The sequence below is a fragment of the Paenibacillus sp. FSL P4-0113 genome, from assembly GCF_038009305.1.
Taxonomy (GTDB): domain Bacteria; phylum Bacillota; class Bacilli; order Paenibacillales; family Paenibacillaceae; genus Paenibacillus; species Paenibacillus polymyxa_D.
In genome coordinates this window covers 3,111,088-3,133,561 of the sequence record NZ_JBBPAZ010000001.1, presented here as the reverse complement: position 1 = coordinate 3,133,561, position 22,474 = coordinate 3,111,088, and the positions used below count along the sequence as shown (strand labels likewise).

The following is a 22,474-nucleotide window of genomic DNA, read 5'->3' as shown; positions in this document are numbered from 1 at the left end:
CTACGCGTGCTATAATTAATGTCTATCCTTATTCCCAAATAGAAAGGTCAGACTTTTATGATAAAACTCAGCATTCTTGACCAATCTCCGGTATCGGAAGGCATGACGCATGCGCAGGCATTACAAAAGACCGCTGAGCTTGCTATAGAGGCGGAACGCTTGGGTTATCATCGCTTTTGGGTATCAGAGCATCATTCTGCAGCAAATCTCGCTGGGTCCAGCCCGGAGGTACTGATTTCACATCTGGCCGCCCGTACTCGGGCCATTCGAGTGGGGTCGGGTGGGGTGATGCTGCCTCATTACAGCGCTTATAAAGTAGCGGAAAACTTTCGTGTGTTGGAGGGATTGTATCCGGGACGCATTGATTTAGGTCTGGGACGGGCGCCTGGAGGAATGCCCATTGCTACCAGAGCCCTGCAAGAAGGCAAAATGCGAGGGGGTGTAGATCTATACCCTGAGCAGTTGGATGACCTGTTAGCTTATTTACATGACAGCACAGGCAATAATCACCGTTTCGGTTCGCTACAGGCGATGCCGCTTATAGAAACTGTACCGGAAATGTGGTTGCTCGGCTCCAGTGGTGATAGCGCAGGTCTGGCAGCCGAGCGTGGCGTGGGCTTTGCGTTTGCACAGTTCATTAATGGTGAAGGCGGCACAGGGGCTATGAAGGAATACCAGGAAAGCTTCCAGCCTTCCCAGCATAGTGACCAACCACGTTCGCTTGTTGCCGTATTTGCGATCTGTGCGGATACCGAAGAGGAGGCCAATCGCTTGGCTTCCAGCATGGACTTGTCTCTTGTACTATTAGAGCAGGGAATGCGCTCCGCTGGAACACCTTCCGTGGAAAAGGCACTGGCGTATCCGTATACGCCGTTTGACCGGATGCGGATACGTGAGAATCGCAAACGTATGGTGGTCGGTTCGCCCGAACAGGTGAAGCGTCAGATTGAGCAATTAAGTAAGGACTATAATGCACAGGAGATCATGGTTGCGAGCATTATTCATGACTTTGATGCCAAAATGAAATCTATACGTCTCATGGCCGAAGTACTTGGACTGTGTTCTGTACAGTCATAATGCAATTCGCCGGATTTGAAAGATCACAGCTTCAAGGAGCTGTGATCTTTTTTTTGAATTTTTTGAGAAAATATTGGATGATATGCACTGTATGATATAGGAAATAAACCAGTTAACACTTGATAATGATTATCAATATCTTTATTATATAAAGATAGAATGAAGTTTTGATGAAAGTCGTGCGTTAAGCCCGTGACTATATATATTGGATAAGGGAAAGGGATGATTCCACATGTTTCGTCTGAAAACGGCAAATCTGGATATTGCTTATGAAGATCGATTGATTGTAGAAGATCTGAACGTAGAAATACCGCAAGGGAAAATCACAGCCTTGGTAGGCGCAAATGGTTCTGGCAAGTCCACCATTCTGAAGACGATGGCTCGCATCATGAATCCTAAGGGCGGCAGTGTTCTGCTTGACGGTAAATCCATTCATAAGCAATCCACCCGGGAAGTAGCTAAGCAGCTGGCTATTTTGCCGCAAAATCCGACTGCACCGGAAGGATTAACCGTGACGGAACTGGTATCTTACGGACGTTTTCCTTATCAAAAAGGTTTTGGTTCCATGAAAGCGGAAGATCGCAAAATGGTAGAGTGGGCCATTCAAGTAACGGGAATGAGCGAGTTCCACGATCGTCCGATTGATCAGCTTTCTGGCGGTCAGCGTCAGCGTGCCTGGATTGCTATGGCACTTGCGCAGGATACGGATATTTTATTTCTGGATGAGCCGACGACATTTTTAGATATGGCGCATCAACTGGAAGTGCTGCATTTGCTGGAGTATCTAAATACTTCGGAGGAGCGCACCATTGTTATGGTCGTGCACGATTTGAACCATGCGGCCCGGTATGCTCAGCATATGATTGCAATCAAAAAAGGGAAAGCTGAGGCGGTAGGAACTCCAACTGAGGTTATGTCCCCTGATGTGCTGCGTGAAGTGTTCGGGATTGAGGCTGATATTGTAACAGATCCTCGTACAGGTGTACCGCTCTGTCTTCCGTATGCTTTGGCTGGACAGCCTGCGGTAAGCCAAGCCATAAAAGAAATGAATGTGGAAGATAAGCAACCTGTGGGTTCTGTTGCTGAGCGACGTGATGCTAGAGCACAAGTAGCGGCAAGAGGTTAAAGGGGACATACCATGAAACCACTGGATTACGATCAGCTTGAGCAACTAGCAAACATAGTGAGAGTCACGCCGGAGGATGCTGTATATTCCGGGCCAGTGGCCGAATGGCTTGAACCAGATAAGATCCGCTCTGTGATGGAGTATTATGGCGATCTTCTGCGTGCTGAAGACGATTTAACCGCAGCCGTTTACTTTGCGAACCAGTTGCGTGGCCTCGTGTTTGCGCAGCATTTTATGGTATCACTGTGTGAACGCCGTTGGGACCTGTCCGTTTCTAATCTCAGATTTCATATTTGTTATGAAGGTCAATATCCCTCTATTAGTCTTCAGGTCATCGACTTAACAGAGCTGGACAATACGTGGAACAATGGGGATCACCGTTCTTCCAAACAGGCTCAGCAAGTGTTACGAGACTTTTACAGTTTGCAGATGCGGCCCATGTTGGAAGCAATTGCTACCGTGGGGAGCGCATCTATCGGCCAAATGTGGGGACAGTTTCCGTTGGCATTGCTGTATTTTAAGGATAGAGTACAGCCATCGTTGACTGATCCTCAGGATGTGGAGCGCTTTGAACAAGATTATATGTATGTGACACGTGAACTTGAGGGAGAGATATTTGGGCGTAAAAGAAATCCGTTTACGGTTCGTCTCGTTGAATTGGACAATCCTTACCGCCCTGGTGAAAATACCTACATGAAACCGTCCTGTTGCCAATATTACAAGACAGGTGGAGGTCAGCGGTATTGTTATACTTGCCCCAAAATGTCCGCTTCCGAACGTGAAGAACGCAGACTCGAAGTGGTGGCATCACGGTAAAGTCTCTGTGGATGTTGGCATGTCCGTCACCTTTTGGTTAAAATAGGTTATGTAACCTAAACCAAGTGACACGAAGGAGGATGCTGTATGTCTGTCTATTCACATAATGCCGTAACACCAGCGAATCAGGAGGTTTCTCTGAATACTTACGCTGGTAAGGTGCTGGTTATTGCGAATACCGCCAGTAAATGCGGACTTACCCCGCAATATGGGGATTTGCAAAAGCTTTATGACGAATATAAGGATCGGGGATTAGTTGTATTAGGCTTTCCTTGCAACCAATTTGGCGGTCAGGAGCCGGGCAGCAGCGAGGAAGCGGCTGAATTTTGCCAACTGAATTACGGGGTTAATTTCCCGGTATTCGCCAAAGTGGACGTCAATGGACCGGATACAGCGCCTCTGTTTGAATATTTGAAAAAGCAACAGCCTGGAGAACAGGAAGATGGGACAATTCAGTGGAATTTTACGAAATTCATTGTGAATCGTGAAGGTGTACCTGTGGGTCGTTTTGAACCGAAGGAGTCACCAGAAGCGATGAAAGCAGCCATTGAGCAATTGCTATAGTAGCTTTGCCTTCATTCCAAAATATATGTTTAAAAAGGTCTGATTTCCGGCATGTCTCCGGGAAGCGGACCTTTTTTTGTTCTCTACATGTGCATTTGTCTAAGGTGGGAGCATCATGTGAAAGTCGATTCCATGGGCATAATCAGGCCGCCTACAGGGGAAACTGAATGGAGCAAAAAAACATTTCAGCAAACAGTTGATCTCGTATATCCTTTCTTTTTTAAATGTGGACAAATTATGAATATCACAAAAAGCTATTGTAATGTGAAAAATATCACACTATAATAAGTGCATGAAGTGAAATAAATCACAAACACTAACGAGCTGTTTACGTGAAACTATTCACAATTATTATACAGTTTATGCCCACACACCAAGGAGGAATTCAACATGAAAGTAGCAGTTATCGGATGTACACACGCAGGCACAGCAGCTATCGTTAACACAGCTAAATGTTATCCAGATGCAGAAATTACCGTTTACGAGCGTAATGATAATATTTCATTTTTATCTTGTGGTATTGCGCTGTACGTAGGTGGTGTCGTCAAAGATCCGCACGGCCTGTTTTATTCGTCTCCAGATCAACTGTCTGACTTGGGTGTAGTGACCAAGATGCTTCATGAGGTAACGAGTGTGGATACGGCTGGCAAGTCGCTGCATGCCCGTAATCTCCAAACAGGTGAAGAATTTACAGACACATTTGATAAACTAATTGTGACCACGGGATCATGGCCCATTATTCCAAAGCTGGAAGGCATTGAACTTGATCATATTTTGCTCTGTAAAAACTATAATCATTCCAATGATATCATTGAGAAAGCCCAGCACGTACAGAACATTACAGTCGTGGGAGCTGGATACATTGGTGTTGAATTGGTAGAAGCTTTCCAAATGAATGGTAAAAATGTAACGCTGATCGACAGTGCTGATCGTATATTGAATAAGTATTTGGACCATGAGTATACAGACCGGATTGAAAGTTCCCTGAAGGAACATGGCATTAAGCTGGTACTTGGCGAGACGGTGAGTCGTTTTGAGGGTACGAACGGTAAGGTAAGTAAAGTCGTGACCTCTAAAGGAGAATATGAAACAGAGCTTGTTATTCTCTGCATCGGTTTCCGACCTCAAACGGATCTGCTCAAAGGTCAGGTAGATATGTTGCCTAACGGTGCGATCATTGTGGATAACTATATGCAAAGTAGTTGCCCGGACGTGTTTGCAGCAGGCGACAGTTGTGCAATTCGCTATAATCCGACCGGCAAAACGGCTTATATCCCTTTGGCAACCAACGCAGTTCGTATGGGTACGCTGGTGGCACGTAATCTGGTGCAACCAACCATTGCCTACATGGGAACCCAAGGAACTTCGGGTATCAAAATTTACGAAGACAATATCGCAGGAACAGGCATGACGGAAGCTGCGGCAACAGATGAAGGCATGACTGTAGAAGCTGTAACCATTGAGGACAGCTACCGACCTGAATTTATGCCAACCTCCGAAAAAGTGTTACTGAAAGTGGTATATGAACAGGGGACGCGGAGAATTCTGGGTGCTCAAATTATGTCGAAGGTGGATTTGACGCAATCCATTAACACGCTATCCGTAGCCATTCAAAACCATATGACCATTGACCAGTTGGCCTTTGTCGATTTCTTCTTCCAGCCGCACTATAACAAGCCTTGGAATTTCTTGAACGCGGCAGGTTTACAAGCATTGCCTACAATATCTGAACGGAACCCAGTTACTGTATAATTAGATTTGTCTGTGACATTGTTCATAAGTTTGTCAACAATCTGAGGCGTACGGATGAATCCTTATAGTACAATATAGAGTAGCATAAGGATCAGGGGGGAAGTAACTTATGGGTTTGTTTTATATCCTTTTTCTTGTAGTCGTGGCCATGGTAGGCCTTGGTGGAGTTCTTTGGTTCTTAAGAGCAGTTGAAAAGGAAGAATACAATTAAATGTAAAGCGCGTAGTAGCGCAGTAGATGTAATAATACAGAAAAACAGTCCTTTTTTCAGGGGCTGTTTTTTTTATAGTTACGAAAGTGATTTTTTTCACAAACTTAATCACTGATTTTAAATAAAATATGAAAGAAGAATATTTTAGTGAATAGATATTAAAGGAGCGGGGATATATGGCGAGCTATAAACCGGGGCAAATTGCTGAAAAGACGGTGGAAACAGGAGTGGCCAAGGCGAACAACCCGTGGACTGTGGCGGTGGTACTGGGGTTTTTGGCAGGTGCATTTATTGCACTCGGGTTTTTGCTGGATATACGTGTTATTGCAAGTGCGCCTAAAGAATGGGGAAGCATTGCCACCTTTATTGGAGCTGCGGTGTTCCCTATTGGTCTGGTATTAGTTTTGATCGCAGGCGGAGAATTGCTGACCGGCAATATGATGGCGGTCCCTTTGGCGAGATGGGCAGGACGGATTAAGACAGGAGTCATGTTTCGTAATTTGGCGATTATTACGCTCAGTAATTTTGCAGGTGCGTTATTCGTTGCATTTTTCTTTGGGCATGTGCTGGGTTTAACAGAAACGGGCCCTTATCTGGACAAAGTGGTGGATATGGCAGGACATAAGCTACACGAAAGCTTTTTGCAGTCTTTTATATCGGGTATAGGATGTAATTGGCTCGTAGCACTGGCTGTATGGTTGGCATATAGCACAGACTCCATTGGCGGCAAAATTATGGGGATTTGGTTCCCGACCATGGCCTTTGTGGCTATTGGATTTCAGCACGTTGTTGCCAATATGTTTCTCATTCCGGCGGCTATTTTTGCAGGCCACTTTTCATGGGCAGATTATGTTATGAACTTCATTCCGGTCTGGCTGGGGAATTTGGTAGGAGGTAGCCTGTTTGTGGCTGGAGCCTACTGGTTGGCCTATCTGAAAAAGCCTCAAGCCAACGCACATCCAGTGAATGAATCTCCAACTACTTCTTCGGTTGCACATCCAATCCGTTGATTGATCCTACCTAATCACGGTACTTTAAACAGCAATGAACAAAGCAAATCCGCCATGACAGGCCCGGGGGAACGAAACCTGTCATGGCGGATTTTTTTGGGAGTGGTCCATGATTTGGCATGGAGGATGAGTGTGCTCTCGTCCATGATGCCTTGATCTTTTTTACCCTCAGTAAGATATGATGAAACAGGATGTTGAAAAAAATTATAATTCTTAAAAAATCCGTTTTGCTCTATGCAGCAGACGGATTTTTTTAATATTTTGGAGAGCGGCTGTGTGGGAAGATCCTTCTCTTGCCATCGGCCAAAGCTGTGGATATGATAAGATCAGTGTAATTTTTGGAAACGGTAACGGAAAGGAGCATCAACACTATGGATCATCGCAATAGCGCGCCTCGTGAGGCCACGCTTCAACAAGACTTACAAGGGGGACAGCGGATGACGGAGCAGCAGGACGGTATTTTTCCGGCTGTATGCCCGTTAGATTGCCCGGATACGTGTGGGCTCCTGCTTCACAAGGAAAAAGGAAAGATAATCAAGGTGACTGGAAACCCAGATCATCCCATTACCAAAGGGGCTATTTGTAACAAAGTTCGCAATATGACGGAGCGGGTATATGATCCTGATCGGGTGCTCTATCCGTTGAAGCGTATAGGCCCCAAAGGAGAAGGGAAGTTTGAACGAATTAGCTGGGAGGAGGCGGTCAATACCATTACAGGTCGGTTCAAGGAGCTGATCCGTACGGACGGACCGGAATCTATTCTCCCCTACAGCTTTTATGGCAATATGGGCGTATTGAGTGTGGATGGAATGGATCGCCGATTTTTTAATGCGCTGGGTTCAAGCCAACTGGATCAGACGATTTGCAGCGTGGCTGGGAATGAAGGCTGGGCGTCCGTTATGGGTTTTAAGGGCGGCACCAGCCCGGAGGACACGGAGGATGCAGACCTCATTATTGTGTGGGGTGGTAATGTCATTAGCACCAACATGCATCAGGTCGTTTTGGCTGAGAAAGCACGTAAAAAAGGTGCTAAGGTGGTCGTTATTGACGTTCATCGTAACCGGACGGCGCAATGGGGGGACTGGTTCATTCCGTTATATCCGGGGACGGATACAGCGCTCGCGCTGGGTGTTATGAATGTACTGTTCGCTCAAGGACTGACGGACGACGAATTTTTACATCGCTACACAGTAGGTCATGAGGAACTGCGCGAGCATGTTAAGACCTATACACCAGAGCGGGTTTCGCGGATTACCGGCGTGCCGGAAGCGGATATTATCCGTTTGGCGGAAATGTACGGAACTGCGAGAGCAGCGTATATCAATATCGGTAATGGGCTTCAGCATCATGATAATGGCGGTATGAACGTACGTGCGGTTACATGCTTGCCTGCGCTCACTGGACAATGGCTGAAGCACGGCGGGGGAGCGTCACGCTCCAACGGCGCTTATGCCAAGATTAACAGCGCCCATCTGGAGCGTCCTGATCTGCGACAGAACCCGGATGCCCGGATGATTAACATGAACCGGATCGGAGAAGCGCTGCTACAGAAGGAACAGCCGATTAAGGCGTTATTCGTATATTGCAGTAATCCGGTAGTTGTAGCCCCCGATTCGGAACGGGTGACTAAAGGATTTGAACGAGAGGATTTGTTCACAGTCGTTCATGACCTATTCCTAACCGATACGGCCCGCTATGCAGATATTGTGCTGCCTGCCGCGTCTTCTTTTGAAGGAACAGATCTATACAAATCGTACTGGCACCACTATATCCAAATGCAGCAGCCCGTCATTGATCCGCTTGGGGAAAGCAAAAGCAATTATGAGCTGTTTAGCCTGCTCGGACGGGCAATGGGCTTTGATGAAGCTGCCTTTACGGAAAGTGAAGAGGAGATGATCGCAGGCGCGCTTGATAATCCAACGAACCCTTATCTCAACGGTGTGACCTTGGAAGCCTTAAAGAAGTCACCTTTTGTAAAGCTTGATATGACGCCAAAGGCCACTTATTTGGATCGTTTAACCACGCCTTCAGGCAAGATTGAGCTATATTCGGAAAAAATGAAACAAGCAGGTCTGCCCGCGATGCCTTCTTATGTGCCGCTGATTGAAGGGTACGACGGAGAGCACCGACCGCAAGCGGACGAGCGGTATCCATTAATGTTTATTTCACCGCCAAACCATAATTTTCTGAATTCTACTTTCGCTAACTTGCCCAAGCATCAGCGACTGGAGCGGGAGCCCTTGCTACAAATTCACCCGGAGGATGCTCAGACAAGAGGCATCGCGGACGGGGAGCCGGTTACCGTATGGAATGATCGGGGGACGTATGAGCTGAAAGCCAAAGTCACCGATCTGATGCTGCCCGGTACAGTGATTAGTCAGGGATTATGGTGGGAAGGCAAAGGACGCAGACAGCGTGTCAATGTGTTAACCTCTGATCGGCTGTCGGATATGGGACAGGGGGCTACTTTCTTCTCAACGGTGGTGAATGTGAAGCGCCAATGAGATTATGCCTTTTATGGCGTCAGATGCAAAAGGAGAAACAAAAGATATGAAATGGTTGGAGTCTTATCCGAAAGAAGTGAAAGTGTTTCTCATTGCCAGCCTGATTAATTCTGCTGGAAGTTCCCTGATGTGGCCGTTGGTTAGCATGTATGTGTTTGACGAGCTAAACCGTAGTATGGGAGATGCAGGAATTGCGATTTTAGTGCAGTCTCTGGGCGGAATTTTTGGTCAAGTGTTGGGCGGAGCCCTCTATCACCGTATTGGAGCCAAGAAGCTGATTGTTGGCTCACTCGCGATGAACGCGCTGGGACTTCTCGCGCTTCCATTTACCAGCGGTCATTGGGTAGCGTTTGTCATCATGATGGGCTTTATCGGCTTTTTTAATGTCGTATCTGTACCTGCGATTCAGGCGTTTGTAGGTTTTCGTTTCGCTGACCGTCGCGGAGAGCTGTTTAATATTATTTATGTCGCTAACAATATTGGGGTTGCAGTGGGTACGGGATTGAGTGGCGTTCTGGCTGACCTCTCCTATCAGCTCAGCTTTGTGATGAACGGAGTGACTTCTGCGGTATTTGCCGGATTCTTCTGGTCTTATCTAAGCAGGGTGGATCGGGAAGAGGGAGAAGTACAGCTCAGCAAGTCTGTGAAGAAAAGAGAGGAAATCCCAGCTCGTTTGCTGTTTCGTGATACCAGATTGTATCTCTTTGTGGGGTTAGGCTCACTTTTTTTATGGTTCGGCAATTCGATCTGGAATACAGGAGTGTCTCCCCATATTATTGAGCAGGGCTTGCCTAAAACGATGTATGGGTTACTATGGACACTGAATGGTATCCTTATTTTTGCCGCACAACCCATTATTTTTTGGATAAAACGACTGTACGCTCATCACGCTTCAGCGCAAATGACATGGGCCGGAGGATTTTATTTGGCGGCTTATATTGTCATGCTGGGCACACAGAACTATACTGGAATGATATTCGCTATGGTTCTGGCGACCCTGGGAGAAATGCTGATTGCACCTGCGGTTCCAGCATTCCTGTCTGATCATGGAGGTCGGGGTGCACCCTTTTACATTGGGCTTGTGGGGGGCATTGGCGCAGCCGGACGGGTAATGGGGCCTTATATTATGGGGAAGTTGTATGATGGTGGTGGGTTACCGCCTACACTTTGGCTGGCATCAGGCGTAGCGGTGTTGTCGATCCTGTTTTTCGTCCTGCATAGCTGGTTGAACCGTTACCGGCATCATTCGGATACTTTGAATACTATGACGTCCAAGGCGGATGTTCCCAGTTCTTAAGTCCTAATAAAAATGCAGTATTATGCTGTAATTATGGTACAATAAGTGACGGATGATTGTAGTTATTGCTTCAGGAAAGCCTTCACAGGAAGGATTGAAAGGAATTGTTTACAAGTCAACTCTTGACGATACGTCATTCGGAGATGAAGGATGCTCCTGATCTGATTGCGCTGGATGAATTGGTATGGAATGAACGCACGGCTCCCGCCTCGCTGTCCTGGAAGTCGCGCGGGGAGTTTCTGCGTAATACGCCTCCAGGCTCTCAACTGGTCGCCATCGAACAGGAAGTACTCTGCGGGTATATTGGATTTCGTCCTCCAACGCTGTTGGCTAGTAATTGTCATGTACTCGAAATAAATATAGCTGTACATCCAGCTTATCATCGCAAAGGCATTGGGACGGCACTCATGAACTCCATGAAGGATATTGCAGCTGCGGAGGGCATACGTAAGTTGAGTTTGCGTGTACTCTCATGCAACACGGAAGCCCTTATGTTTTATGAAAAAAGTGGTTTCGCGATTGAAGGACGTTTGCATGAGGAGTTTTACATAGCAGGCCAATTCGTAGATGATGTGTTAATGGCCTATTTCTTAAAATAGGCGGGAGGCTACAGACAGCAATTCGGTTGTATGCCCGGCCTAAACCAACAACGCCGCAGACCTGCTCAGGTCTGCGGCGTTGTTGTACAATACAATATTACCGAAGTTGCTTCCATTCATTTTGGAGCATACCGTACACTGCGTGGTTCATGTAGCCGTCGGGCAGCAATTCCGCTTCGCGTACAATGCCTTCGAGCACAAAGCCCAAACGTTCCGGAATACCGCGGCTACGGCGGTTCGTCGTTGCAGAGCGGATTTCGACCCGATGCAAGTCCAGCTCCATCAAAGCATATTCAACGAATACGCGGCAGGCGCTGGTCATTAGACCTTGTCCTTCGTACCCGTGTCCAAGCCAGTATCCGATGCTAACGGAGCGGTGAGTCCAATTGATCTCATGGTAGCTGATGATGCCAGCAAGCTCGTTGTCTATCCAAATTCCGGCGGTCAGACTACCGTTCTCTGCGGCTTGTTTCAAGGCGCCCTGCACGAACTGCTCTGTGTGGCTGATTTCCGTGGTAGAGTCTACCCATGGAAGCCATTGACGCAGGCGGTCACGGGACATTTCGATCAGCTCAAACAGAGGCTGCACATGCTCCTTGGTGAGCGGCCGAAGGACTGTGCGTTCGTCCAACGCATATGTAAACATGATTGATCCCCTCTTTCACTCGGAAAATCGCTAAACCAGCCAGTCTAGCATTTAATCCCATGCTACCTTATTCTGCGAGAGTCGTCAAAAGGGAGAGGAAGCTTCAAATTCAATAGGTCCCACCCGGAACCGTTCATGCTCGTATACATATCTCAGATCCAAATCCCCTACAAATTCGGTTGGGGATACACTGCCAGATACAGTGGCTTGCAGAGGAAGCTGTTCGGCATCATACATTACGACAGAGCTAAAATCGAGATGCTTTGTAAATTGGGCTGGATCATCGTAAAATACTGATGCTTTAGGGTCCATCGTGTGTGTGACACCGTCAATCGTGACAGCAATATGAACCTGGCGGTTGTGGTCACGTGGCTCCACTGAGCTGTGAACGCGCTGGGACACAGCATCTGCTGCCGATTCGACTGCATATTCTTCCATCGTCCGTGCGTTAACAATATGCAACTCCTGCAATTCGACACCCGTTCCCGAGGCACGCGTGAGGACCACGACGGCTTCACGCACACCATCCCCATTCACATCCCTATAATATAATTGTGGTGCGGTGGAGATATCTGCCGAGCCCGACCATCGGAATGTGTGGCGTTGTTGGCCGATTTCCAATACAGCTGAATGGAATAATCCCTGTGACGGACTAACAGCATATAAGCGGACGGATGAGTCTTCTGAAGCGCTGGCTAGTGGACGAGATTGTACAGTTCCGTTCACCGGGTCCGGTGAAGGATGGCCGGAAGTCATGACGGAAGAGGACAAAAGCATAGACAGCAGGATCACAATGAGCAGCTTAAACACGGGTGGGTCTCCTTTTCCGGGCAAAATAAAAGATATATACACTATAACGAATTTATTTGCCGAAAATGTTAACTCTTTTTCATAACTTGTCACTTTTTTTGCTGAAGAGAGCATAAGGATTTTCATTTTATTGAGTTATGCGGTGTGAAAGGGTATATTTAAGGGAACATGTTTTACACAGATTATACGGAAGAAAGGTTGATTAGCGTGGAGAAGCCGATCACTCCCCCCAATTTTATTAAAAATGTTATTGAAGAGGATCTACGTACGGGTAAGGTAAAGGAGGTTGTTACACGATTTCCGCCTGAACCTAACGGATATTTGCATATTGGACATGCCAAAGCTATCTGGATCAATTTCTCGTTGGGAGATGAATTCGGAGGACGCACCAATCTGCGTTTTGACGACACCAATCCGGCGAAGGAAGACACGGAATACGTGAACTCCATTCAGGAGGACGTGAAGTGGCTCGGTTATGAATGGGAGGAAAAACATTTTGCCTCCAATTATTTCGAAGAAATGTACAAGCGTGCCATCCTGCTGATCCAAAAGGGTAAAGCTTATGTGGATGATCAAAGCGCGGACCAAATCCGTGAAACTCGTGGCACACTGACCGAACCGGGGCAAAATAGTCCTTATCGGGATCGCAGTGTGGAAGATAATCTGAAGCTGTTTGAAGAGATGCGTGCAGGCAAATACCAAAATGGTGAAAAGGTGCTGCGTGCCAAAATTGATATGGCTTCGGGAAACATTAATTTACGTGATCCGATTATTTACCGTATTTCACACACAGCACATCACAATACAGGCGACACATGGTGTATCTATCCAATGTACTCCTATGCTCATCCGCTGGAAGATGCGATTGAGGGAGTAACGCACTCGCTCTGTTCGCTGGAATTCGAAGATCAGCGCCCGCTGTATGATTGGGTTGTAGCTGAATGTGAAATGGAAAAGGTACCGCACCAATACGAATTTGGACGGCTGAACCTGGCTCAAACCGTAACCAGCAAACGTAAGCTCAAGCTTCTGGTCGATGAAAAGCACGTAGATGGTTGGGATGATCCTCGTATGCCGACGATTTCCGGTTTACGTCGTCGCGGCTATACACCGGAGGCCATCCGCAGCTTCGTATATGAGACAGGTATTTCCAAAGCCTACGGAGTCATTGATTTGCAGGTGCTGGAGCATTTTGTACGTGAGGATTTGAAGCTTAAGGCACCTCGCACCATGGCAGTCATAGATCCGTTGAAGGTGGTTATCACAAACTATCCTGAAGGACAAGTTGAAATGCTGGAGGCGGAAAATAATACGGAAAATCCGGAACTCGGTACACGCCAAATTCCGTTTTCCCGGGAAATTTATATCGAGCGTGAGGACTTCATGGAGAATCCGCCGAGCAAATACTTCCGTTTGTTCCCTGGTAATGAAGTACGTCTCAAGCATGCTTACTTCATTAAATGCAACGATGTGATTAAGGACGCAGACGGAAATGTAACGGAAATCCACTGTACCTATGATGTAGAAACCAAGAGCGGATCAGGCTTTACGGGACGTAAAGTGAAAGGCACGATTCACTGGGTAGAGGCTACTCAAGCGGTTCCTGCCGAATTCCGTTTGTATGAGCCTTTGATTAACGCAGAGGACACGGATGAGATTGAAGAGGATGCATCAGAAAAAACATTCCTTGACCAATTGAATCCGAACTCATTGGAAATTGCTCATGGCTATGTCGAGCCGAACATGAAAGAAGCTCAATCACAGGACAAGTTCCAATTTTTCCGACATGGTTATTTCAGTGTCGATCCGAAGCTTTCCAAACCGGGTCAGCCTGTATTTAACCGTGTTGTATCGTTGAAGAGCTCTTTCCAATTGCCTAAGCAATAGGCTGTTGGAAAGCGTGGGAGAGATGGTAGCTTCGTGCGACCAGTTGAAAAGGAGTCTGCCGTTGGCAGACTCCTTTATTTTACGCATGCACGCTCTTTATACATTTGGCGATACTTGCTAACAAGCCAGAAGGGAAGAGGGGATACCTCATTCCTCTAGTGTTGTTAAGGGGCACTTTCTATTCGTTTGTGCCCGCTGGCAGTCCTGGCTGATAACCGTTCTTGTACAGCATGTACCACATAATGGAAAATCCCGCAGAGCCAAGTAGGGCGAAAAAGACCCCTGCATGGTACATCATTTCTCCACCAAAGTTCTGGAATAGCCAACCTCCCGCAAAACCTGCTACGATACCGGATATACCACTCCAGGTCAAGGTATATACGGCCTGTCCGGATGATCGGTATGCTGCAGGGGTAAATAGGACGGTCAACTGGGTGCCTACATAGAAGTATCCACCGAAGGTGACGCAATGAAGTGCCTGAATAAACACGATCTGAATCGGGTCTGTGGCCAGAGCCATCAGTTCCCACCGTAAGGCAAACAGCAAACTGACGAGTGCCAAACAACCTACCATCACGGTCATCTTTTTCTTCAAGAAGCGATCAAACAGCAAAAATACAATAATTTCGAATACCGATGACATAAAAACAGCAAAACCAAGCATCTGTTTGGACCCACCCAGCTCGGTGATGTACAGGGACATAAAGGCGCTGTTGATCGAATTTGGGATGGATACAAGGATGCCCAATAAAATAAAGGATATAAAGTATCCGTTCATTAAAACGCTGCCAAAGCCACGCAAATGAATAGTTGCTGTCTCCACAGAGCTTTTTAGTGGTGGGATCGACAAGGTGCAGATCAATGCAGCCAGAAGAAGTACCGTAAAGATGGTGGATATGCTGGATATCCCCGTTTGGTCAATAACGATGCCGGCAACTGCTGCTGTCACTGCCCAACCGAAAGAGCCCCATATACGGAATGCACCAAATTTCCGGTCTGTGCCCTCAATATAGCTGAGAATCAGGCTGTTGCTTTGCGCAAATAAAGGGCTTTGGAAAAAATAAAAACCAATCATCGACACATAAATCATGATATACGTATGGACATGAAATAAAGCTTGCAGCAATAACAAGGTACCTATAATCATAAATAGCAGAATACGTCGGAGGTTACGGCTCCGGTCGCTTGTATAGCCCCAAAAAGGGTTCGCAAATACGGATACAAAAGGCCCGATGGCCATCAGACTCCCGATCTCCAGCTTGTCCATGCCGATATCTTGCAGATACAACGGGAAGAAGCTGGAGAAAATGACCATAGCTCCATATAGAAAAAAATTATACAGTTTTAAGGAATATAGAGGAGTCTCTTGAATTTCTCTCTTTTGCAAGACAAGCCATTCCTTTCTTAGCCCGATAGAGAACTACGCATCGATGCCGATCTGTGGGGAGGTTCTTTATTCCAATGTATCATGTGTTGAAAGGGTTAACAAACCAATTAATTAACAATTATGTAATAATTATTAGAAGATACTAATTTGATATTGGTCTAAGTAAACTTAAAAATTATTTCGCTATTTTACTAGTTATTGTTTTTGTTGTTCCAAGGGGCGACATGTAGACGAACTACAGCATTTAAGACTATATATGGTTAGTCCAAGTAAATGCTTGGTTAGTTACAAAATCTTTATTTATAAAATAGGTTCTTAAGACCTAAAGTTTATACATAGAATAACCGATACTTAATCCATAATCAGGAGAATTTAGGATTATTTTTTCCTGAATAAAAATACTTGTCGCAGATATTACATAAAATCAGAATATTATGCTTCATGAGAAACTACATAGGTTTAATCGACTGGCCTGTATAGTTGGTTTTATGAAATATCGGGTGGAAAGGAACGGAAAATGGCATTACAGCATCGTAGAGGCAATTCCTTGTACCACCGATTTCCTCGGCTTCTTTTGCTTCAAGCAGGAGGAGGAGGTGAGTTGGTGACTTCTGAAACCAACAAGTCCAACGTAGTACTGACTCGTGAGGGAAAATCATATTATTTGCATGATCCAGAGCAACCTGGGCGGGAAGCAGAATTATTTGTTTCAGGTTTTAACGAAGTTAAACCTCAAACGCACATGATCTTTTTTGGTGTAGGACTTGGGTATCATATTCGTGAATTTCTGCGTAGACACCCAAATGCCAGCTTCTCCATCGTCGAGCCGGACATTGGTGTGATGAACATTTTTTTGCAGCATCTGGATGAAAACGATTGGCTGGCTGATAAGATGATCGAAGAGGTTATGGTAGGAGGAATGACTGGAGAAACAATCAATATACTGCATAGGTTGATTGACCGTGTATCTGGGGTCCTAGTTGTTCCATGGCTCCCGTATCGCTCCTTATTTGCTGCAGAACTGAAGAAGTTTAATGAAATATTGTACAAAATGGTCTCAAACAAGAAGGACAAAATGGCTATCAATAGCGTGTACGAAAAAAAATGGGCGTTAAACAGTATTCATAATTTCCCTTATATTTTACATAGTTCGAATTTTCTACACGCGGGCTCAGAGCATATTAGGGACAAGCCAGTCTTAGTAATATCTGCTGGCCCTTCGCTTAACGACGAAATTGAGCACCTGCGACATATTCGTGAGAACAATCTTGCTTATCTGTTTACAGTAGGATCGGCAGTGAACACGCTGGTGGAGCATGACATTTATCCGCACGGCACGTTCAGTTATGACCCGAACGAATATAACGTAAATGTAATTCAAAAGGTGATCGACAAGCGAATTGATTCAATTCCACTTATTTTCGGCAGTACGGTCGGTAAACACACCCTTGATCATTATCCAGGTCGTCTTATGCATATCATTATCTCTCAGGATGAACTCTCCAAGCACGTATTACGGACACCTGAGGGAAATAAACCAACGATTATTAACGATGCTCCTTCTGTAGCGGTCATTGCACTCCAATGTCTGATCGAGATGAAAGCAGACCCTATTGTGTTGGTGGGGCAAAATTTAGCTTATCGGGATGAACAATATTATGCTGAGGGGATTACTCATGCCCAAGGTGTTCCAGCTAGTGCAGATTTGCCGCGTGTACAGGGCGTTCATGGCCAACAGGTGGTTACACGACATTCATTTATTAAAATGAAAACAGAGATGGAGTTTTACATTAGTACAGTGAAGGGAACTGAAATTATAAACACAACGCGTGAAGGCGCTGTTATCAAAGGAACATCTTTTCAGAACTTGGAAGAGGTAATCCAGACGCGGTTAAAAAGTGTTATTGACGACGCGTGGCTGCAAACCAGCAACAATTCGGAATACGATCTCTTGTTTCTGAGGTCACGCATTGAAGAGCTTCAGCGGGACGAAGAGGTTTTTCAAACCACTATGGAACAGATTCACCATGCTTTACTCGGCATTAAACATAAGCTCAGTCTGAAGCAGGCCAATATGCTGAACGCGTCCTTTGGACAGTTTGATGACTTATTTGCCTCACTATTAGGTAATTGTTTTTTTAAAATATATGTTCTGCCTCGCCATCGTATGCGGTATGAGTTTTTGTACAGTAAAATGGACGCCATTCAGAAAAGTAGGAATCCTCTAATCAGAGGGGAGCAAATTCTGCTGTACTTCGGGGATTTCATATGGAAATGCCAGCAGGATTATATGGAAATCAAGAATGAGATCCATGAATTTCACCGTTCCATACACCTAGATAAAAAGGAGCACATATATGAGCAAGAAGAATAGAAATAAGAATAGAAGTAAAAATCGTGTAAATCGAATGATTAAGGCAAGTGTACTGACAACACAGGTACTCAACCTGGCGAACCCATATATTTCAGCTGCATTTGCATCGGATAGCGTAAGTAATACGATGGAGAATGTATCAGTGTCGGACGGATTCATACAAGACACTTCTTCATCCAGCGTGGTTTCATCGGTCTATATGCGGGCGCAAATGGACGAGCCCCCATACTATACATGGCTTTCACCTCACGCAAGCGGCGTTTCTTTTTATGAAAATCTGTATATGGCATTCAGTGAAGAGGTGCAACTGGGAGCAGGCCATCTGGTGGTGCATCAAGAAGATGGAAGTGAAGTGGGAAGAATAAACATAAGTGGGGGAACGGTCACAGGGGGAGATATCCACTTTAGTGGTCATAATGTGGTGATGAAACTGGATCATCCACTGGAGGACAGTGCCCAGTATTATGTAGAGGTCAGCTCAGGAATGTTTGTAGATAGCGCTGGACAGGGAACAAATGCCATTTGGGATAAGAACACGTGGAGCTTCCGGACAGCAGATACCATCGCACCAAAGCTGGTGAGGAAGGGACCGGAGGGCCCGGACATGAGCGGCGTGAGTCCCTACGATGCGAACTTTATGCTGGAGTTTAATGAGCCAGTGAGATGGGAGCACGGTTACGTAAGGCTGCACGAAGCTTCGGGAGGAGCCGTGGTTCGTGAGTTACCGATATCGGGTCAGTGGGGAACGGGGAAATCCCTATCAGTCTGGGAAAATACAGCCTACTTTTCCTTTTCGGGTGGGCTGGAAGAAGGAAAGTCTTACTATCTGGAAATTACTTCGGGAGCCCTAACGGATTTGGCGATGAATCCATATGTAGGGATGCATACTTCGGAGGACTGGACGTTCCGCACACGAGATGAGAAACCACGTTATACGCATCTGTATCCAGAGGGGAGCGGTCAAACGCTCACCCCGAACCTGCATATGAGCTTCAGTGAAGAGGTGCAGCTAGGTACAGGCCATCTGGTGGTGCACCAGAAGGATGGAAGTGAAGCAGGTCGGATTAACGTGAGCGGAGGTACGGTCGTAGGTGGCACGGTACATATCAGTGGTCAGCATGTGCGGATGGAACTGGATCATCCACTGGAAGACAGTACCCAGTATTATGTAGAGGTTAGCTCGGGTATGTTTGTAGACCGTGCGGGTCAGGGGACAAATGCGATTTGGGACGAGAATATGTGGAGCTTTCGGACAGCAGACACTACCGCGCCGAAACTGGTGAAGAGAAGAACGCCTGAAGGCTTGGAACTCAGTGGTGCAGGCCAGTATGCAGGCTTTATATTGGAGTTCAATGAGCCGATGAAGTGGAACCAAGGTTATGTAAGGCTCCACGAAGCCTCAGGTGGGGCAGTGGTTCGTGAACTGCGAGTATCCGGCGTAGGAAATTTAAACAGTACGTTAGAAGGACAAGACAATGTAGCCGAATTCTTGCTGTCAGGTGGGCTAGAAGAAGGAAAGTCGTACTATCTGGAAATCACCTCGGGAGCATTGACGGACTTGGCGATGAATCCGTATGTGGGTACGCGTACTCGAGAGGAATGGACGTTCCGCGTACAAGATGAGAGGCCCTATTATACCTATATGTCCCCTCACGGCAATGTGTGGACGCTCGCACCGGAGTTGGGCATGGCATTCAGCGAAGAGGTGCAGCTAGGTACAGGCCATCTGGTGGTGCACCAGAAGGATGGAAGTGAAGCAGGTCGGATTAACGTGAGCGGAGGTACGGTCGTAGGTGGCACGGTACATATCAGTGGTCAGCATGTGCGGATGGAACTGGATCATCCACTGGAAGACAGTACCCAGTATTATGTAGAGGTTAGCTCGGGTATGTTTGTAGACCGTGCGGGTCAGGGGACAAATGCGATTTGGGACGAGAATATGTGGAGCTTTCGGACAGCAGACACTACCGCGCCGAAACTGGTGAAAAGAAGAACGCCTGAAGGCTTGGAACTCAGTGGTGCAGGCCAGTATGCAGGCTTTATATTGGAGTTCAATGAGCCGATGAAGTGGAACCAAGGCTATGTAAGGCTCCACGAAGCCTCAGGTGGGGCAGTGGTTCGTGAACTGCGAGTATCCGGCGTAGGAAATTTAAACAGTACGTTAGAAGGACAAGACAATGTAGCCGAATTCTTGCTGTCAGGTGGGCTAGAAGAAGGAAAGTCGTACTATCTGGAAATCACCTCGGGAGCATTGACGGACTTGGCGATGAATCCGTATGTGGGTACGCGTACTCGAGAGGAATGGACGTTCCGCGTACAAGATGAGAGGCCCTATTATACCTATATGTCCCCTCACGGCAATGTGTGGACGCTCGCACCGGAGTTGGGCATGGCATTCAGCGAAGAGGTGCAGCTAGGTACAGGCCATCTGGTGGTGCACCAGAAGGATGGAAGTGAAGCAGGTCGGATTAACGTGAGCGGAGGTACGGTCGTAGGTGGCACGGTACATATCAGTGGTCAGCATGTGCGGATGGAACTGGATCATCCACTGGAAGACAGTACCCAGTATTATGTAGAGGTTAGCTCGGGTATGTTTGTAGACCGTGCGGGTCAGGGGACAAATGCGATTTGGGACGAGAATATGTGGAGCTTTCGGACAGCAGACACCACCGCACCGAAGCTGGTAAAGAAGAGATCACCGGAAGGGTTAGAGCTCAGTGGAGTAGGCCAGTATGCCGGTTTTATGCTGGAGTTTAATGAGCCCATGAAGTGGAACCAAGGTTATGTAAGGCTCCACGAAGCCTCAGGTGGGGCAGTGGTTCGCGAACTTCGGATATCGGGTGCAGGGAAATCGAACTTTACGTTAAAAGGCGAGGAAAATATAGCGTACATTGAGCTATCAGGCGGGTTGGAAGAAGGAAAGCCGTACTATCTTGAAATCACCTCAGGAGCGCTTACGGATATAGCGATGAATCCGTATGCGGGGATGCATACGCCAGAGGAATGGGCGTTCCGCGTACGAGATGAGCGCTCACATCGTTCTAAGCATAAAGAAACGTCAGCTCAGGATACTTCGTCTGCGGCTTCACAAACGGAGACAAAGACTGGTGCCAAATTAACAGACGCTAAGACAGCATCAGGTAAGGGCGGTACTATTCAGTTTATCGATTTAAATGATGGAGACGCCAGCCAAGCCCTGAATGTTACAAATGTTGACCAGAAAGAACTGGTAGTTGATGCCTCGGAATACAGCAAAGCAGCAAAAGTGAGTATACCTTCTGACTTTTTAAAGAAATATGAGAAAGAAAATACAAAGGTGCCGATTAGCATTCACACGGCAGTAGCCCAGTTCACTCTTTCTGCTGAATTGGTTGGCAAATTGGTCTCATTATATCCTGAAGACGACCTGATCGTCGAAATTTCAGCGTTGTCAGGCGAAAATGGTGCACAAGTGCGACAAGCTATTGCTGACACGGGTTTAGTGAATGTTGTGGTAAACCCGGTTGATTTTAAGCTTATGGCTGGAGATCAAGAGATCACTGAATTTTTCGGGCATTACGTAGAACGGAAATTGATTCTCGATCGTGAAGTGGATCCTAAGCATATAGCGGCCGTTTGGTTCGATCCTAAGACAGGTGTATTGTCGTCTGTTCCCGTGTTGATTCAGAATGTGGATGGGAAATTGGAGGCAATCATCAAATCAAATCATAACAGCATTTATGCAGTAGTCTCAGCAGATAAAAAGTTTAAGGATCTAGAAAATCATTGGGCGCAAAAAGATGTGGAGATGCTGGCAAACAAGCTGATTGTCCAAGGTGTTCAGCCTGATATTTTTGAACCGAATCGGGCGGTGACAAGAGCTGAATTTGTGGCAATGCTTGTGCGCGGGCTTGGTATGCAGGAGAAGCCGTTAACAGAGCCCTTTACAGACGTGAAAGAAAATGCCTGGTATGCTGGTAGTGTTGGAGCTGCGGTGGAAGCTGGTTTGATCCGTGGTTACGGGAATCAGTCATTTGGGCCAGAAAGATTAATTACGCGTGAAGAAATCGTGGTTATTACCGAAAAGGCTGCACATTACGCTCAAACACTGAATGCTGATCCTACTAATGAGAAATATAAAGAGATTTACAGCGATGCATCCACTGTTTCTCCTTGGGCTCAAGATGCTATGGCGCATGCTACGGAGCAAGGCTTAATTAAGGGTGTCTCTCCCGACTTGCTTGCGCCCAAACAGCAGGCGGCCCGGGCGGAGGCTACTTCCATAATAAAACGATTTTTGCAACTTATTAAGTTCACGAATTAAAAGTAATGAACTAGACGAATAGGCACCCTCTTTTTTGGCGATCCAGGTGGATCGCCATTTTTTTATACTTTAGATAGATGATATTATTAGATGTATCCGTGTTTAATGATA

At 46.5% G+C, this 22,474-nt stretch carries 15 protein-coding genes; 12 read left to right on the top strand and 3 right to left on the bottom strand.

All coding sequences use genetic code 11. The features are described from left to right. Positions 1-57: 57 nt before the first annotated feature. The 9 genes from MKX46_RS13300 (at position 58) to MKX46_RS13260 (ending at position 10,956) form a co-directional block, all read left to right on the top strand. Positions 58-1,077 carry an LLM class flavin-dependent oxidoreductase gene (locus tag MKX46_RS13300; protein ID WP_209947776.1) on the top strand — a complete coding sequence of 340 codons (1,020 nt, stop codon included), beginning with the start codon at positions 58-60 and terminating at the stop codon, positions 1,075-1,077. A gap of 232 nt (positions 1,078-1,309) precedes the next feature. Then, positions 1,310-2,203 (top strand): ABC transporter ATP-binding protein, encoded by an 894-nt coding sequence (locus MKX46_RS13295; RefSeq protein WP_029518547.1) that lies wholly within the window; start codon positions 1,310-1,312, stop codon positions 2,201-2,203. Positions 2,204-2,215: 12 nt separating this feature from the next. After that, positions 2,216-3,019 carry a (2Fe-2S)-binding protein gene (locus MKX46_RS13290; protein WP_340933475.1) on the top strand — a complete coding sequence of 268 codons (804 nt, stop codon included), beginning with the start codon at positions 2,216-2,218 and terminating at the stop codon, positions 3,017-3,019. Between the two features lie 87 nt (positions 3,020-3,106). Then, positions 3,107-3,583: a glutathione peroxidase gene (locus MKX46_RS13285; RefSeq protein ID WP_069010036.1), complete on the top strand. Its 477-nt coding sequence runs from the start codon at positions 3,107-3,109 to the stop codon at positions 3,581-3,583. 390 nt (positions 3,584-3,973) lie between these two features. After that, positions 3,974-5,335, top strand: a complete 1,362-nt coding sequence (locus MKX46_RS13280; protein WP_069010035.1) for an FAD-dependent oxidoreductase — start codon at positions 3,974-3,976, stop codon at positions 5,333-5,335. 387 nt (positions 5,336-5,722) lie between these two features. After that, entirely contained in the window at positions 5,723-6,556 is an 834-nt protein-coding gene (locus MKX46_RS13275; protein ID WP_069010034.1) for a formate/nitrite transporter family protein, read from the top strand. A gap of 371 nt (positions 6,557-6,927) precedes the next feature. Continuing rightward, on the top strand, positions 6,928-9,060 hold the full coding sequence (locus tag MKX46_RS13270) for a molybdopterin-containing oxidoreductase family protein (protein ID WP_341040192.1): 2,133 nt from the start codon (positions 6,928-6,930) through the stop codon (positions 9,058-9,060). Between the two features lie 46 nt (positions 9,061-9,106). Beyond that, positions 9,107-10,357 (top strand): MFS transporter, encoded by a 1,251-nt coding sequence (locus MKX46_RS13265; protein WP_165146112.1) that lies wholly within the window; start codon positions 9,107-9,109, stop codon positions 10,355-10,357. Positions 10,358-10,461: 104 nt separating this feature from the next. Beyond that, a complete protein-coding gene (locus MKX46_RS13260; protein WP_069010031.1) occupies positions 10,462-10,956 on the top strand; it encodes a GNAT family N-acetyltransferase in 495 nt (164 codons plus the stop codon). Positions 10,957-11,053: 97 nt separating this feature from the next. Here the strand turns inward: MKX46_RS13260 and MKX46_RS13255 are convergent, their stop codons facing one another. Further along, complete coding sequence (locus tag MKX46_RS13255) at positions 11,054-11,602, bottom strand: GNAT family N-acetyltransferase (protein ID WP_029518539.1); 549 nt, start codon at positions 11,600-11,602, stop codon at positions 11,054-11,056. A gap of 84 nt (positions 11,603-11,686) precedes the next feature. Continuing rightward, positions 11,687-12,412: a copper amine oxidase gene (locus MKX46_RS13250; RefSeq protein WP_069010030.1), complete on the bottom strand. Its 726-nt coding sequence runs from the start codon at positions 12,410-12,412 to the stop codon at positions 11,687-11,689. Positions 12,413-12,580: 168 nt separating this feature from the next. On the opposite strand from MKX46_RS13250, the gene MKX46_RS13245 reads away from it, so the two are divergent. Further along, positions 12,581-14,299 (top strand): glutamine--tRNA ligase/YqeY domain fusion protein, encoded by a 1,719-nt coding sequence (locus MKX46_RS13245; protein WP_340957132.1) that lies wholly within the window; start codon positions 12,581-12,583, stop codon positions 14,297-14,299. A 178-nt stretch (positions 14,300-14,477) separates the two neighbouring features. On the opposite strand, the gene MKX46_RS13240 is transcribed toward MKX46_RS13245, so the two are convergent. Next, complete coding sequence (locus MKX46_RS13240) at positions 14,478-15,686, bottom strand: MFS transporter (RefSeq protein WP_340886637.1); 1,209 nt, start codon at positions 15,684-15,686, stop codon at positions 14,478-14,480. Between the two features lie 604 nt (positions 15,687-16,290). On the opposite strand from MKX46_RS13240, the gene MKX46_RS13235 reads away from it, so the two are divergent. Both MKX46_RS13235 and MKX46_RS13230 read left to right on the top strand, forming a co-directional pair. Next, on the top strand, positions 16,291-18,060 hold the full coding sequence (locus MKX46_RS13235) for a motility associated factor glycosyltransferase family protein (RefSeq protein WP_341071312.1): 1,770 nt from the start codon (positions 16,291-16,293) through the stop codon (positions 18,058-18,060). After that, entirely contained in the window at positions 18,044-22,363 is a 4,320-nt protein-coding gene (locus MKX46_RS13230; protein ID WP_341071311.1) for an S-layer homology domain-containing protein, read from the top strand. The genes MKX46_RS13235 and MKX46_RS13230 overlap by 17 nt, the downstream gene beginning before the upstream one ends. Positions 22,364-22,474: the final 111 nt, after the last annotated feature.